The 14,354-nt window shown below is 62.8% G+C and carries 15 protein-coding genes; 8 read left to right on the top strand and 7 right to left on the bottom strand.

The genetic code is table 11. The features are described from left to right. The first annotated feature begins 42 nt into the window (after nt 1-42). The 8 genes from HV770_RS26440 to HV770_RS26405 are packed head-to-tail and all read left to right on the top strand — an operon-like array spanning nt 43 to nt 7,381. Nucleotides 43-1,176 carry an ABC transporter permease gene (locus tag HV770_RS26440; RefSeq protein WP_175164545.1) on the top strand — a complete coding sequence of 378 codons (1,134 nt, stop codon included), beginning with the start codon at nt 43-45 and terminating at the stop codon, nt 1,174-1,176. Beyond that, nucleotides 1,169-2,095: an ABC transporter permease gene (locus tag HV770_RS26435; RefSeq protein ID WP_175164543.1), complete on the top strand. Its 927-nt coding sequence runs from the start codon at nt 1,169-1,171 to the stop codon at nt 2,093-2,095. The genes HV770_RS26440 and HV770_RS26435 overlap by 8 nt, the downstream gene beginning before the upstream one ends. 47 nt (nt 2,096-2,142) lie before the next feature. Beyond that, nucleotides 2,143-2,835, top strand: coding sequence for a biuret amidohydrolase (gene biuH, locus HV770_RS26430; RefSeq protein ID WP_175164541.1), 693 nt, complete (start codon nt 2,143-2,145; stop codon nt 2,833-2,835). 2 nt (nt 2,836-2,837) lie between these two features. Beyond that, nucleotides 2,838-4,472, top strand: a complete 1,635-nt coding sequence (locus HV770_RS26425; RefSeq protein ID WP_175164540.1) for an ABC transporter ATP-binding protein — start codon at nt 2,838-2,840, stop codon at nt 4,470-4,472. A 3-nt stretch (nt 4,473-4,475) separates the two neighbouring features. Then, a complete protein-coding gene (locus HV770_RS26420) occupies nt 4,476-5,474 on the top strand; it encodes a formamidase (protein WP_175164538.1) in 999 nt (332 codons plus the stop codon). A 5-nt stretch (nt 5,475-5,479) separates the two neighbouring features. After that, complete coding sequence (locus HV770_RS26415) at nt 5,480-6,145, top strand: cysteine hydrolase family protein (protein ID WP_175164536.1); 666 nt, start codon at nt 5,480-5,482, stop codon at nt 6,143-6,145. After that, nucleotides 6,142-6,591 (top strand): oxalurate catabolism protein HpxZ, encoded by a 450-nt coding sequence (gene hpxZ, locus HV770_RS26410; RefSeq protein ID WP_175164534.1) that lies wholly within the window; start codon nt 6,142-6,144, stop codon nt 6,589-6,591. Before HV770_RS26415 ends, hpxZ begins: the two co-directional genes overlap by 4 nt. Continuing rightward, the gene (locus HV770_RS26405; RefSeq protein WP_246291169.1) at nt 6,551-7,381 is read left to right on the top strand and encodes a GntR family transcriptional regulator; all 831 of its coding nucleotides are present in this window, start codon (nt 6,551-6,553) and stop codon (nt 7,379-7,381) included. Before hpxZ ends, HV770_RS26405 begins: the two co-directional genes overlap by 41 nt. A gap of 88 nt (nt 7,382-7,469) precedes the next feature. On the opposite strand, the gene HV770_RS26400 is transcribed toward HV770_RS26405, so the two are convergent. The 7 genes from HV770_RS26400 to HV770_RS26370 form a co-directional block, all read right to left on the bottom strand. After that, nucleotides 7,470-7,805: a cellulase family glycosylhydrolase gene (locus HV770_RS26400; RefSeq protein WP_246291168.1), complete on the bottom strand. Its 336-nt coding sequence runs from the start codon at nt 7,803-7,805 to the stop codon at nt 7,470-7,472. A gap of 177 nt (nt 7,806-7,982) precedes the next feature. Continuing rightward, entirely contained in the window at nt 7,983-9,443 is a 1,461-nt protein-coding gene (gene xylB, locus HV770_RS26395; protein WP_175164652.1) for a xylulokinase, read from the bottom strand. A 49-nt stretch (nt 9,444-9,492) separates the two neighbouring features. Further along, nucleotides 9,493-10,371, bottom strand: coding sequence for an AraC family transcriptional regulator (locus tag HV770_RS26390; protein WP_175164530.1), 879 nt, complete (start codon nt 10,369-10,371; stop codon nt 9,493-9,495). Between the two features lie 43 nt (nt 10,372-10,414). Next, nucleotides 10,415-11,590 carry an ABC transporter ATP-binding protein gene (locus HV770_RS26385; RefSeq protein WP_175164528.1) on the bottom strand — a complete coding sequence of 392 codons (1,176 nt, stop codon included), beginning with the start codon at nt 11,588-11,590 and terminating at the stop codon, nt 10,415-10,417. A 3-nt stretch (nt 11,591-11,593) separates the two neighbouring features. Next, nucleotides 11,594-12,628 (bottom strand): NAD(P)-dependent alcohol dehydrogenase, encoded by a 1,035-nt coding sequence (locus tag HV770_RS26380; RefSeq protein ID WP_175164526.1) that lies wholly within the window; start codon nt 12,626-12,628, stop codon nt 11,594-11,596. Between the two features lie 10 nt (nt 12,629-12,638). After that, nucleotides 12,639-13,451, bottom strand: coding sequence for a carbohydrate ABC transporter permease (locus HV770_RS26375; protein WP_175164524.1), 813 nt, complete (start codon nt 13,449-13,451; stop codon nt 12,639-12,641). Continuing rightward, entirely contained in the window at nt 13,439-14,317 is an 879-nt protein-coding gene (locus HV770_RS26370) for a carbohydrate ABC transporter permease (protein WP_175164522.1), read from the bottom strand. The genes HV770_RS26375 and HV770_RS26370 overlap by 13 nt, the downstream gene beginning before the upstream one ends. Nucleotides 14,318-14,354: the final 37 nt, after the last annotated feature.

The following is a 14,354-nucleotide window of genomic DNA, read 5'->3' as shown; positions in this document are numbered from 1 at the left end:
CAGCGTGGTGACAGCGCAATTCGCGCAACTGAAGGAGAGACCATGCGTGCTCATGCTTTCATGGTGACGTCGCCCGGCTTTGCCCGCGCGCTGCTCGGCGTGCTGCCCGCATTGCCGACGCTCGCGGCGCTCGCCGGCACGCTGCTGCTGTTCGCGATCTTTCTGCTCGTGCAGGGCCAGCCCGCCGGCGACGCGATCGTGCTGATTGCGCAAGGTGCATTCGGCTCGGCGTTCGCGTGGCAGAGCACACTGCTGCGCGCCGCGCCGTTGATGCTCACCGCGCTGTGCGTGGCGCTGCCTGCGCAGGTCGGCCTGATCGTGATCGGCGGCGAGGGCGCGCTCGCGCTCGGCGGACTCGCTGCGGCGCTCACGCCGCAACTGCTGCCGCACGGCACGCCGTGGTTCGTGGCGACGCCCGCGATGGCGCTGGCGGGCATGTTCGCCGGCGGCGCGTGGATCGGCACGGTCGGCGCGTTGCGGCAGTGGCGCGGCGTGAACGAGACCATCAGCTCGCTGCTGATGTCGTATATCGCGATTGCGTTGTTCAAGCATCTGGTCGAAGGGCCGTTGCGCGATCCGGCGAGCCTGAACAAGCCGTCGACGCTGCCGCTGCCCGATGCGTTCACGATCGGCTCGCTGCCGGGACTCGACGTGCATTGGGGACTCTTCTGGGGCGCGCTCGCGTGCGTCGGTGCGTGGATCTTCGTGCGTCACAGCACCAAGGGTTTCGCGATGCGCGTGATGGGTGGCAACGCGCGCGCCGCACGCCTCGTCGGCCTGCCCGTCAACTCGCTCGCGCTGAGCGCATGCGTGCTCGGCGGCGCCGCCGCGGGACTCGCCGGCATGTTCGAAGTTTCGGCGGTGCAGGGCAGCGCGAACGCGTCGCTGCTCGCAGGGTACGGCTACGCGGGCATCCTCGTCGCATTCGCTGCACGACAAAATCCGCTCGCGATCATCGCGTGCGCGTTGATGATCGGCGGCATCGAGGCAAGCGGCAGTCTGCTGCAACGCCGCCTCGATCTGCCCGACGCGACCACGCTCGTCTTGCAAGGGCTGCTGTTCGCGAACCTGCTCGCGTGGGAAGCGCTCGGCGGCCGGCTCGCCGCGTGGCGCGTGAAGTTGCAGGCGCTCGCGCAATCCGGGGTGCCGCATCCGCTGGAGCAAACTCATGCCTGATCTGCACTCGCCCGTTGCCGTGCTGCTGTTCTCGCTCTTTGCGGGCGCGATTCGTGTCAGCACACCGTATCTGTTCGTAAGCCTCGGTGAATGCCTGACCGAGAAGGGCGGGCGCGTGAATCTCGGGCTCGAAGGCATTCTCGTGTCGGGCGCGATGAGCGGTTACGCAGGCTCGTATCTGACCGGTTCGCCGTGGCTCGGCGTGCTGATTGCCGGATGCGCAGGCCTGCTGCTCGGCTGTCTGCACGGACTCGTCTGCTCGCTGCCGCGCGTGTCCGACATCGCGTTCGGTATCGCGTTGATGCTGTTCGGCACCGGCCTCGCGTTCTATCTCGGCAAGCCGTTCATCGAGCCGCAGGCGGCGATGCTGCGCTCCTTCGACTTCGGCGCGTGGAGCGCATCGCCGCAGTTGCATAACGCGCTACACGTGAATCCGCTGTTCCTGATCGGCGTCGTGCTCGCGTTCGTTCTGCAACGGGGCTTGCGCTCCACACGCTGGGGCATGACGCTGCGGCTCGTCGGCGAAAACGCGGAGAGCGCGCGGGCGATGGGCTATGCGATCACGCGCATACGCATCGCGGCGACGGCGGTCGGCGGATTTTTCGCGGGCGTCGGTGGCGCGTATCTGTCGCTCGTTTATCCGGGCAGCTGGAACGAAGGCCTGTCGAGCGGCCAGGGGTTGATGGCCGTCGCGCTCGTGATCTTTGCGCGCTGGCAGCCGCTGCGCTGTCTGTGGGCGGCGCTGCTGTTCGGCGCGGCCGGCGCACTCGGCCCCGCGCTGCAGGCGATCGGCGTGACGAGCGGCTACTACCTGTACAACGCCGCGCCGTACGTGCTCACGCTCGCAATCATGATCGTCAACTGCCGGCCGGATCGCACGCTCGCAGGTGCGCCCGGCGAACTGAGTCTCACGCGCTGAAACCGTCGAAGCGATCCACCTACTTTTCGTCTCATCGGAGTCCTGACATGACCCGTTTCATCGAAGCCCGACCGTATCCGTGGCCGTACGACGGCGCGCTGCGCGCCGACAATACGGCGCTCATCATCATCGACATGCAGACGGACTTCTGCGGCATCGGCGGCTATGTCGACAAGATGGGCTACGACCTGTCGCTCACGCGCGCGCCGATCGAACCGATCAGCCGCGTGCTGGCGACGATGCGCGAGCAGGGCTTCACCATCATCCATACCCGCGAAGGACACCGGCCCGATCTGTCGGATCTTCCTGCCAACAAGCGCTGGCGCAGCCGCCGCGCAGGCACGGGCGGCATCGGCATCGGCGACGACGGTCCGTGCGGCAAGATCCTCGTGCGTGGCGAACCGGGCTGGGACATCATCGACGAACTGGCGCCGCTGCCGGGCGAGATCGTCATCGACAAGCCGGGCAAGGGCTCGTTCTGCGCCACCGATCTCGAACTTATTCTGCGCACGCGCGGCATCGTCAATCTGGTGCTGACCGGCATCACGACCGACGTGTGCGTGCATACGACGATGCGCGAAGCGAATGACCGCGGCTTCGAATGCACGGTTCTCGCCGACTGCTGCGGCGCGACCGACAAGGGCAATCACGACGCGGCACTGAACATGGTGCTGATGCAGGGCGGCGTGTTTGGCACGGTGTCGGATTCCACCGCCCTGATTGCCGCGCTCGGACGCTGATCATGTCGACGCTCGCCAGCATGAAACCGCTGCCGTCGCACACCGGCGCGCTCGGCATCGAGGTGCTCGGCGCGAGCAAGCGCTTCGGTGCCTTCCGCGCGCTCGACGACGTGACGCTCAAGGTGCGCGCAGGCACGGTGCACGCGCTGCTCGGCGAGAACGGCGCGGGCAAGAGCACGCTGGTGAAAGGTCTCGTCGGGTACGGCGTGCTCGACAGCGGCCAGATCGCCGCGGACGGCCACGAAGTGCGCATTGCTTCGCCCCGCGATGCGCAGACGCTCGGCATCGGCATGGTCTACCAGCATTTCACGCTGGCAGCGGGTTTGTCGGTGGAAGAGAACCTGCTTCTCGCACGTGGCCGGCTACCGTGGAAAATCGACTGGCAAGCCGAACGCAAGGCGCTCGGCGCGTTCATGCGCGGCATGCCGTTCCGGCTCGCACTCGACACGCCGGTGTCGAGTCTCGCAGCCGGCGAAAAGCAGAAGCTCGAAATATTGAAGCAACTGTATCTGCGTCAGCGCTTGCTGATTCTCGACGAACCAACCTCGGTGCTGACGCCGCAGGAAGCGGACGAAGTGCTCGGCCTCATGCGCGATCTCGCGACGCGTGGCGAACTCACCGTGCTGATGATCACGCACAAATTCCGCGAAGTGATGGCCTACGCCGACGACGTCACTGTCCTGCGCAAGGGCCGCTTCGTCGGCAGTTGCGCGGTGCGCGACACCGACCGCGACCGCCTCGCAGCGTGGATGATGGGCAGCGACGCTGGTTTCGACGCGCGCTCGACAGCCGGCATTGACGACGTGCGGCCTGTGCGCCGGCCGCTTGTCGCCGATGCGCCGGTGGCGCTCGAACTGTCGGCGTTGACGGTGGTGGACGACCGCGGACACGTGGCGGTGCGCGATGCGTCGCTCGCGGTTCGTGCGGGCGAGATTCTCGGCCTCGCGGGCGTGTCGGGCAATGGCCAGAAGGAACTGATCGAAGCGCTGGTCGGCCAGCGGAGCGTGCGATCGGGCGACATGCGCGTGAAGGGGGAAGCGTACCGCGCAACGCGCGAAGCGATGACGCGCCTGAAAGTCTTCGCGTTGCCCGAGGAGCCGCTGCGTAATGCGTGTGTCGCGAATCTGAGCGTCGCGGAAAACCTCGCGTTGCGCGACTTCGATCGCGCGCCGTTGCGCGCGGGCGGCTGGCGCCTCAACCGTCGCGCGTTACGCGAACGCGCCGAAAACCGCGTGGCCGAGTTCAACGTGCGGCCGCCGGTGCCGGAGCGCGCGATCGGCACGCTGTCGGGCGGTAACGTCCAGCGCGCGGTACTGGCTCGCGAACTCGGCCAGCCGGTCGATGTGCTGATCGTCGCCAATCCGGTGTTCGGCCTCGACTTCGCGTCGGTGGCCGATATACACGCACGCATTCTCGCGGCGCGCGACGCCGGCGCGGCGGTGCTGCTGGTGAGCGAAGACCTCGACGAATTGCTGGAACTGGCCGACCGCATCGCAGTAATCGCGCAAGGGCGGCTCGTTTTCGAAACCGCCGTGGAACACGCGGACCGCGTGGTGCTCGGGCGCCACATGGCGGGCCACGGCGACGATCGGCAACCCGAAGCGGCGGACACCTCCGCCGCCTTTCATGGAGCATGACAGATGAGTTCGAGTGGACTCGGCGGATTGAACCGCTCGCCCGCGGGCGTCGTAATCGGCCTCGTGCAATTGCAGAATCCCAATGTAGAAACGCCCGCGCAGCTCGCGGCGCAGACGCAGCGCGTGGTCGAACTGGTCGGCAAGGCGCGGCGCAACAACGCGGCGATGGATCTCGTCGTGTTTCCGGAATACGCGTTGCATGGCCTTTCCATGCGCACTGACGACGCGATCATGTGCAGCCTCGACGGCCCCGAAGTGGCCGCGTTCAAGGCGGCGTGCGTCGAGCACCGCATCTGGGGCTGCTTTTCGATCATGGAGCGCAATCCAGGCGGCAATCCGTACAACAGCGGACTGATCATCGACGACCAGGGCGTGATCCAGCTCTACTACCGCAAGCTGCATCCGTGGGTGCCGGTCGAGCCGTGGGAGCCGGGCAATCTCGGCGTGCCGGTCTGCACCGGGCCGCGCGGCGTGAAGCTCGGCCTCATCATCTGCCACGACGGCATGTTCCCGGAGATGGCGCGCGAAGCCGCCTACAAGGGTGCAGAAGTGATTCTGCGCACGGCGGGATACACCGCGCCGATCCGCCACGCGTGGCGCATCACCAATCAGTCGAACGCGTTCCAGAATCTCGCGCAGACGGCGAGCGTCTGTCTGTGCGGAAGCGACGGCACGTTCGATTCGATGGGCGAGGGCATGTTCTGCGATTTCGACGGAACGGTGCTGGCGGAGGGCAGTCATCGCCCGGACGAGGTCATCGTCTGCGAGATGCGGCCCGATCTCGTGCGCGAGGCGCGTATCCATTGGGGCGTCGAAAACAACATCTATCAGTTCGGACATCGCGGCTACGTTGCGGTGAAGGGCGGCGCGCAGGATTGCCCCTATACGTTCATGCATGACATGGTGCGCGGCGAATATCGTTTGCCTTGGGAGGCCGAGGTGCGCGTGACCGACGGCACACCTTGCGGCTTCGCACCGCCGCAACGCACTTACAAGAGTTGACTGCCATGCCGACCGTTAATCAGGCGTTACCGTCGCCGTTCGCGTTCGAGCCGTCGAAGACGGCGCTCGTCGTGATCGACATGCAACGCGATTTCATCGAACCGGGCGGATTCGGCGCGGCGCTCGGCAACGACGTGTCGCTGCTCGCGGACATCGTGCCGGATGTCGCGCGGCTCATCGCGCATGCGCGCATGCGCGGCTGGCAGATCGTGCATACGCGCGAATCGCACGCGCCTGATCTGTCCGATTGTCCGCCGGCGAAACGTCTGCGTGGGCAGCCGAGCGCGCGCATCGGCGACAAAGGGCCGATGGGACGCATACTCGTGCGAGGCGAACAGGGCAATGCAATCATCGACGCGCTTGCGCCGATCGACGGTGAACTCGTGATCGACAAGCCGGGCAAGGGGGCGTTCTACGCGACGCGGCTCGGCGAAGAGCTTGCGATGCGCGGCGTCACGCATCTCGTGTTTGCCGGCGTAACGACTGAAGTGTGCGTGCAGACCTCGATGCGCGAAGCGAATGATCGCGGTTACGACTGTCTCGTGATCGAAGACGCGACCGCGAGCTACATTCCCGCGTTCAAGGAAGTAACGCTCGCGATGATCCGTTCGCAAGGCGGCATCGTCGGCTGGACTGCGACGCTCGAACAATTACTGGAGGCCGACGCTTGACCACACCGCCTGTCATCAACGACCCGGTGATCGTCGCCGAAGTGACCGCCGTGTTCGAAGCCTACGAACGTGCGCTGGTCGACAATGACATCGACACGATGAACGTGTTGTTCTGGGACGCACCGGAAACGGTGCGCTATGGAATTGCAGAAATCCAGCACGGCGGCGAGGAGATTCGCGCGTGGCGGGAATCGTGCGTGCCGGTGCCGGCTTCGCGCAGACGGCATCGCACGGTCGTGACGACGTTCGGCCGCGACTATGCGACGGTCAGCACCATGTTCACCAGCGACGCGACGCCGCTCGTCGGCCGGCAGATGCAGTCGTGGGCGCGGCTTGGCGCGCACGATGCGCCGTTCGGCGGCTGGATAGTCGTTGCTGCGCACGTGAGTCTGATCGATGCGCCCGATGTGCCCGACGTGCAAGCCGCCTACGGGAAATGCGGCTAATGTCGGGACGATTTGCAGGAGACTGGTCATCGAACCCAAACGGCTGACCGAAGCTAAAGACCCGATCGACGAATCCGACGATGTGGCGCCTGATGCGTCGAAACTCGTCTATGGCGCGAATCCGCTTGCCGAGCAGGTGTACCTGCAACTCAAGCAGGACATTTTCGACTTCCGGCTGTTTCCGGGCGATCGCTTCTCGGAGACTGGCATCGCGCAGCATTACGGCGTGTCGCGCACACCGATGCGCGACGCGCTGTTCCGTCTGCTACGCGAAGGCTATCTGGAAGTCGGCTTCCGGCGCGGCTGGAAAGTGTGCAACATCGACTTCGAGCGGCTCGATCAGCTGTACGACTTGCGCATTGTGCTCGAACTGGCTGCTATAGAGCGCGTGACGAGCGGCTCGAACAATCGCGCGATCGACGCGCTCAAGGCCATCTGGTGCGTGCCGCGCAACGCACGCGAGGCCGATCCGGTGCGCATGTTCCGGCTCGACGAAGGCTTTCATCGCGGGCTGGTGGAAGCCGCGGGCAACGCCGAAATGCTACGCGTGCATAACGAAGTGACCGAGCGCATTCGCATCGTGCGACGACTCGATTTTCTGAAGCCGCATCGCACGGACGCAACCTATGACGAGCACGCCACGATGCTCACGCTGATCGAACGCGGAAAGCTCGCCGAAGCGGGCATTATGCTGCGCGCGCATGTCACGCAGAGCAAGCTCGAAGTGCGCAAGATCACTGTTTCGATGCTCGCGCAGGCGCGGGACAGCAAGTTGCCGTTTGTGAGTTGAGGTAGGAAGAAGACGTTCGTCACGCGCGATCGTTCCGCGAATAGTGGTGAGTAGCAGTCGCCTCCAAGAAAGATGATGCGCTTCGGGCCTATCTCGCGTACGGCGGTAACCGCCCGCTTGTAAAGCACATCAAAGCGCGCCCAATCGGGCTGGTAGTTCCTGTAGACGTTCCAGGGCAGATCCCCCTGTAACTATTGACGCACGATTCGTTCATCAGGTTGTAGCCGGCAACCACAGCGCTGCCCTGATAGCGGCGCGCAAACCCCTGCCGAAGCGCGACGCAGCGATCCTGATAGCGCGAGCTTTCCCAAAACGGATTGACGCGGGAGGCGTTGTCCGAGTGCCAATGGACGTTTTGCCACCCCGCAACTGCGTGCAAATCGAGAATGGCGTAAAGACCGTGCTTCTCACACCACTTGAGCACCTGATTCAGACGGGTAAAGCCCTTTTCATCGTATTCGAAAGGCGCACGTGGATATCACGATCTCTCCACTCCGGCACAGCATCTCGCTGCCTGGCTGGAGTTCTCCATCACATCAGAACCCCAAAACATAAGCGATCTCCATTTAAATTTCCAAGGTACGCCGATGTGAATGAACATCTATCTGGAGAATTCATTCTTGAGAGCCGCGTATATCCTGCGATATCGCCCGAGCCGGTCCGCGGCCACGGACCGCTGCGCTGCATCAGGCTCGCATACCTCGATCGTTGCGGGCGACGTACACACCTGCGTAACGTTCTCTTTCGTGACGGCCAGCCGCGCAAGCCGGGCAGCGCCCAAAGCGCCGCCGACATCTCCACCATGATGACGGCGCATCGAAACACCAGTGGCTGTTGCACAAAGTGTCGCCCAGAAACGGCTACGCGAGCCGCCCCCGATGAACGAGGCGATGTCCAGCGTCGTCCCGGCATCTTGTAGCGCGGCGTAACCGTCGGCCATCGCGAAAGCTACGCCTTCCATCACGCTGTACGCAAGGTCGGCTTCACCGTGAATACTGGTTAGCCCCCAGAACACACCTTTTGCATTCGCGTCGTTGTGTGGCGTACGCTCACCGCCGAGGTATGGCAGGAACAGAGGCGCGCCTCGCCCGTCAGCCTTCTCGGCAAGACCGGCGAGCTCGCTGACATCCTTTTTGAGCACGTTGGACAGCCATGCGAGACTCGAAGCCGCCGACAGGATGACGCTCATCTGATGCCAGCGGCCTGGCAGGCAATGGCAGAACGCGTGCACGGCCTGGGCGGGATTCGGCGCAAACCGGTCAGTCCCGGCAAACAGCACGCCAGACGTGCCCAGTGACAGGAACGCGCTACCGGCGTCGGTGACGCCCATGCCGATCGCGCTGGCCGCGTTATCACCCGCACCGCCGCACAGGAGCACCGGGGTGGCAATGCCCCATTCGCGCCGCAACGTATCGTTTAACTGTGCCGCAGCTTCGCTGCCTTCTACCAGCCGGGGCATGTGCTCACGCGAAAGGCCCGTCGCGCAGAGCATCCTGTCCGACCAGTCGCGCTTCGCAACGTCGAGCCACAGCGTGCCCGACGCATCGGACATGTCGGAGACGAACTCGCCAGTTAGCCGCCAAGCCACGTAGTCCTTCGGCAACAGGACCTTGTGTACCGCGTGGAATACAGCCGGTTCGTATTTGGAGAGCCAGAGCAGTTTGGGCGCTGTGAAACCCGGCATTGCGAGGTTGCCGGTAATCGAGCGCGACTCTGGAACCAGTGCTTCGAGTTCCACACATTCTGCAAACGCCCGTGTGTCGTTCCACAGGATCGCCGGGCGTAGTACCTGACCGGCGCGGTCAAGCAGGGTCGCGCCATGCATCTGTCCAGATAACCCAATCCCGCGTAGCGCCGCAAAGCCCGCAGGATGGGATGCCCGCACCTGCGCGATTGCATCGAGTGTGGCGTTCCACCACGCCTGCGGGCTCTGTTCGGACCAGTGGGGGTGGATTTTCTCGACTTCGAGTCGCGCGCTGCCGGTGGCGGTCATGCGCGATTCGTCGTCTGTGAGTAGCGCTTTTACCTCGGAGGTCCCAAGGTCGATTCCAAGGAAGGTCAAAAGTGTGGTCCTGGTTCTTGCGGCCGACTCGTCTTGCCGAAGCAAAACGTCAAGCCGCGATCATATGTTCGTTAAGCTGATGCAGCGCGCGAAACTTCGACGGCGGCATCGCCTTCGTTGAAAGGAATTGACGATTGAAGTTCGACAGATTGTTGAAGCCCACGCGATAGCAGATTTCGGTCACGCTAAGCGTCGAACACATCAGCAGTTCACACGCTTCGTTGATCCTGAGCCGGTTCTGGTACTGCATGAACGTACACCCTGTATGTCGCCGGAAAAATCGTGTGAACGTGCTCACGCTCATGCCGGCGAGCTCGGCGACATCAGCTTCACGCAAAGTGCGGGGAAGGTTCTGCTGAATGTACGAGAGCACCTGATTGATCGTGGACTGCATGTAGCGATGTGCGTTGACGTTGTATGCCGGCCCGGCCAGCAAGGTGCGCTCAGTACACGACGACAATCTGTCGAAGATCGACATCAGCAATTCCACGCGGCGGCAGCCGTGTGTTACGGCAAGCTCCAGCATCATCGGTGCAATGGCCAGACCTACCTCATCTGGAAACTGTATTCCGCGCGCTGCATCGTCGACCAGGCCGACGATCGACTGCAGCTCGGTGAACGCAGCCACCATGCGTTCGACCGCGTCACGCGAAAATTGCAGAACCACGTCGCGCGACGGCACGGTTTCGCTCTCGCCGATTTCGCTGATCCAGTTGTGTGGCAAATTCGGCCCGGTGATCACCAGGTTGCCTGGCGCGAAGTCGCCGATGAAATCGCCGACAAAAAACTTGCCGGTCGACGCCCGGATGACGTGAAGCTCATACTCAGGATGAAAGTGCCATTTCGCCACGGTATGCGGATAGTCGTGCGCCCAGGCACGGAACGACTCGTCCTTTCGCGTGTGCACCAACTCCAGGTCTGGATTCATACCGCGTCTCCTCCTCGGCGGCCTCGACGCCGCGTATTCTTTATCAATGCAAAGCCGTACGCTGTACGTCCGTGTCTCGATGTGGCGGACTGGCGAGCGTTGCTCCGGTGTCGCGTGAAACCGGCAATGAAACGTTTTGCTCCGTCTCGGCGTCGAAAACGTGCAGGTCGGCTACTTTGAACTGAAACGTTACCACGCTATCCAGTTCTGGGAGATCACTCGCAGGTACCAGGGCGGTCAGCCTCTCGCCGGCGAATTCGAACGTGACGAGCGCGTCTGCGCCGAGCAGTTCGATCAGCTCGACCTTGCCGGGAAGCTTTTGCGAGCCGGGTTCATCGTCCGCAGAGGTCACCTTCAGATAGTTCGGCCGGATCGCGAGTTTCACCTTCTGGCCGGGCTGCAACCGGGCGAAACGCGGCCCGGCCAGAGCCCAGCGCTGGCCCTGCACCTGGACGAAGCAGGTTTCATCTGTCCGCTCGACCATCCCGGCGATGAGATTCATCGCGGGTGTGCCGATGAACCCCGCGGCGAATAGCGTATGAGGGAAATGGTATAGATCGGATGGCGTGCCGGCCTGCTCGATCCGTCCGCCCCGCATCAAGATCACACGGTCGGCGAGCGTCATGGCTTCGAGCTGGTCGTGCGTCACATACACCGTCGTGGTCTTCAGACGCTGGTGTAGCCGCTTGATGTCGCCTCGCAATTGGGCTCGCAGTTTCGCGTCGAGGTTGGACAGCGGCTCATCGAAGAGGAATACCTCGGGTGTCTTGATCATTGCCCGGGCGATCGCGGCGCGCTGCTGCTGCCCGCCCGACATGGCCCGCGGTTTGCGATCGAGCAACGTATCGAGGTTCAGCATCGCGGCGACTTCCCGCACCCGACGGTCGATCTCGGCGGCCGGTGTCTTCAGACGGCGCAAGCCAAAAGCGATGTTGTCGTACACGCTCATGTGCGGATACAGCGCATAGTTCTGGAACACCATCGCAACGTTACGCTCGCGTGCCGGCAAGTCGTTCACGACGGTGTCGCCGATCGCAAGATCTCCGCCGGTGATACCTTCGAGACCCGCGATCATGCGAAGCATCGTGGACTTGCCACATCCGGATGGCCCCAGCAACACCACGAACTCACCGTCGTCGATTTCAATATCGAGGGGATGCAGCACCGGCGGCCCGCTGTCGTAACGTTTCGTAAGGCCTTTGCAGACGATTTTGGCCATGGCTCAGTCCATCTCGATCTGGATCTTGACATCGTTCGGGCGACCCGCCGCCGCCTCTTCGAATGCTCTGAGGCCGTCGGCAAACGCAAACTTGCGTGAGATGAACGGCTTCACGTCAATCATGCCGGAGCTGATCAGCGCGAGCGCGCGTGGGAACACATTCGCGTAGCGGAACACCGATTCGAGACGCGCTTCCTTCGCCTGCATCGCGACGACATCGAGTGGCACACGGTCGACCGGCATGCCGACAAGGACTGCGCAGCCGCCAGGGCAAAGCAGATCGAACAGGTCGTCGTAGACCTTCGCGTTGCCGCTCGCTTCGAATACGACGTCGGCACCCCAGCCGGTGGTGACATCCCGAACGATGTCGGTGAGCCGTTGCTCGCGCACATCGACTGTAGTCACCGCTGGATTGCCGGCGAAGAGCGCCAGTTTTTCCTTGATCACGTCCGCGAGAATGACGCGCGATGCGCCGCCCGCCAGCGCGGCCAAGGCGGTCATCGCGCCGATGGTCCCCGCGCCGATCACGACCGCGACATCGCCGGGTTTCATCGCAGCCTTCTTGGCGGCCTGTAGCCCGATTGACAGCGGCTCGACAATCGCGCCCTCCGCGAAGGATACATTGTCGGGAAGACGGAAAGTGAAGGCGGCCGGATGCACGACATAAGGCGTCAGGCAGCCGTGAATCGGCGGGGTTGCCCAGAACCGCACCGTGGGGTCCAGGTTGTACAGCCCGCGCATCGTTGCCGGCGAGTCGAATTGCGGAATGCCCGGCTCCATGCAAACCCGATCGCCCACCCGCAGGTGCTCGACCTCACTGCCGGCTTCGACCACCGTGCCGGACGCTTCGTGACCCAGCACCATCGGCGCTTCGACCTTGAACGGTCCGATGCGTCCGTGCGTGTAGTAGTGGACATCACTGCCGCAAACGCCAACCGTATGAATCTTGATCTTGACATCGCGAGGGCCGACTTCGAGCGGCAGGTCGATATCGCGCAGCGCGAGTTGGCGCGCTTCTTCGAGTACGAGGGCTTTCAAAACAGTCTCCTTACTTGCCTTTGAGCATTGAATTCAACAGCCGGCTCAGGATGCCGACGAAAATGATAGGAGGAAGCGCGAGCAGGACGGTGGAAGCATTGATCACGCCCCAAGGCACCTCCTGTCCGAGGGAAGTGAATGCGGAGGCCACGACGGGCAGCGTCGCGCTTCTCGACGACGTCAAGGCGAGTGCGATCATCAACTCATTCCAGACCAGTACGAAGCTGAACACGATGCCGCCCATCAGCGTGGTTGCGCTGATCGGCAATGCAATTCGCCAGAACACCCCGTACGGGCCGTACCCGTCCAGCGTGGCGGCTTCTTCGACTTCACGCGGCAGGCGCTGGAATACCGGAATGGACAACCATGTGATGGTCGACAGCGTGACCAGCAGATAGGTCACCACCATCGACAGCTTCGTGTCATACAGCCCGACATCGACCCAGATCGCGATCAACGGGACGGCGATTGCGACCGGCGGCAGAAACCGCAGCGACAACAGAAAGAACTGGATGTCGCGCTTGCCCGGCAGGTGATAGCGTGCGATGACATAGGCCGCAGGTACGCCGAGCAGCGCGCCTAGCACCACAGCAGAGCCGACGATAGAAAGGCTGTTGGCGAGTCCGATGAGTACCTCGGGGCTCGACACGACCTGCCGGTAGTTGTCGAGTGTCGGCGAAAAAAAGAAGCGCGGCGTCGGCGTAACGATGTCGAGCAGGTTTTTCAACGAATTGAGAAACGCCCAGAAGATCGGAAACACGGCCACTATGGCGAGCACCGCGCCGAACGACCAACTGGTGCTTCGCGAAATCAGTCTTCCCATTTGTTCACCCGCTTCCAGATGAAGGTGAAAATCAGCGTGGTCGCGACCATCATCAGCACGGCCATACTCGAGGCATACGAGACCTTTCCGGACAACCCGATGCCTTGCGAATACGCGTACATGTCGAGGGTTTCAGTCGTAATCCCGGGGCCACCCTTGGTCATCACGTAGACCAGATCAAACGAGCGCAGCGACTCGACCATCTTGATGAACACCAGACTCATGATCGGCACCTTCAGCATCGGCAATGCGATATACGCGTAGACCTGCCAGGTGCGCGCGTAGTCGAGGCGTGCGGCTTCGAGCGGCTCGGGCGGCAGCGTTTCAAGCAGTTTCAATATGACGACCCCGAAGAACAATCCCCACTGCCAGATATCGACGACTGCCACCGCGTACAGCGCGAGATGCGGATCGGAAAGAAAAGCCGTGTTCTCAATTCCCAGCAGACCAAGAAACCAGCTGAGAATGCCGGTGAGAGGCGAATACATGAACTTCCAGATGAAAGCTGCGGAGACTCGCGGCAGAAGTACAGGCACGATTAGCAACAGCGAAATGATGCTGCGCATCCGGCCATGTATCTGCTCGAACAGATAGATCGCAACCAGAACGCCGACCACGACCGCACCGACCACCGTGGTGATTTCCCAGATCGCCGATACTTCAATGGAATTGAGGAACCGTCTGTCCGAGAACAGCCGGGCGAAATTGCGCAGCCAGACGTACTCGCTGTCCGGATAGCGCAGCACGCGATTTCTCAATGCGAGGTTGATTGCCGCAACAGTGGGGACGAGACCGAGGACCGCCATCAGGGCAAGAGGCGGTCCAAGAAATACAAACGGAAGGCTGGTTTTACCCCGATTGAACATTGACTTCTCCAACAACGTAGAATCCGCGAACTCAGTG

Origin of the sequence: Paraburkholderia fynbosensis (genome assembly GCF_902859935.1) — a bacterium.
Taxonomy (GTDB): Bacteria; Pseudomonadota; Gammaproteobacteria; order Burkholderiales; family Burkholderiaceae; genus Paraburkholderia; species Paraburkholderia fynbosensis.
The sequence above is the reverse complement of the archived record's forward strand: the minus strand, read 5'-3'. Positions and strand labels throughout refer to the sequence as shown.

Bases quoted from the DNA above. Each gene is read 5' to 3' on its own strand.
- HV770_RS26440 (WP_175164545.1), top strand. From the start codon at position 43: ATGCGTGCTCATGCTTTCATGGTGACGTCGCCCGGCTTTGCCCGCGCG.
- HV770_RS26435 (WP_175164543.1), top strand. From the start codon at position 1,169: ATGCCTGATCTGCACTCGCCCGTTGCCGTGCTGCTGTTCTCGCTCTTT.
- biuH (WP_175164541.1), top strand. From the start codon at position 2,143: ATGACCCGTTTCATCGAAGCCCGACCGTATCCGTGGCCGTACGACGGC.
- HV770_RS26425 (WP_175164540.1), top strand. From the start codon at position 2,838: ATGTCGACGCTCGCCAGCATGAAACCGCTGCCGTCGCACACCGGCGCG.
- HV770_RS26420 (WP_175164538.1), top strand. From the start codon at position 4,476: ATGAGTTCGAGTGGACTCGGCGGATTGAACCGCTCGCCCGCGGGCGTC.
- HV770_RS26415 (WP_175164536.1), top strand. From the start codon at position 5,480: ATGCCGACCGTTAATCAGGCGTTACCGTCGCCGTTCGCGTTCGAGCCG.
- HV770_RS26405 (WP_246291169.1), top strand. From the start codon at position 6,551: ATGTGCCCGACGTGCAAGCCGCCTACGGGAAATGCGGCTAATGTCGGG.
- HV770_RS26390 (WP_175164530.1), bottom strand. From the start codon at position 10,371: ATGAATCCAGACCTGGAGTTGGTGCACACGCGAAAGGACGAGTCGTTC.
- HV770_RS26385 (WP_175164528.1), bottom strand. From the start codon at position 11,590: ATGGCCAAAATCGTCTGCAAAGGCCTTACGAAACGTTACGACAGCGGG.
- HV770_RS26375 (WP_175164524.1), bottom strand. From the start codon at position 13,451: ATGGGAAGACTGATTTCGCGAAGCACCAGTTGGTCGTTCGGCGCGGTG.
- HV770_RS26370 (WP_175164522.1), bottom strand. From the start codon at position 14,317: ATGTTCAATCGGGGTAAAACCAGCCTTCCGTTTGTATTTCTTGGACCG.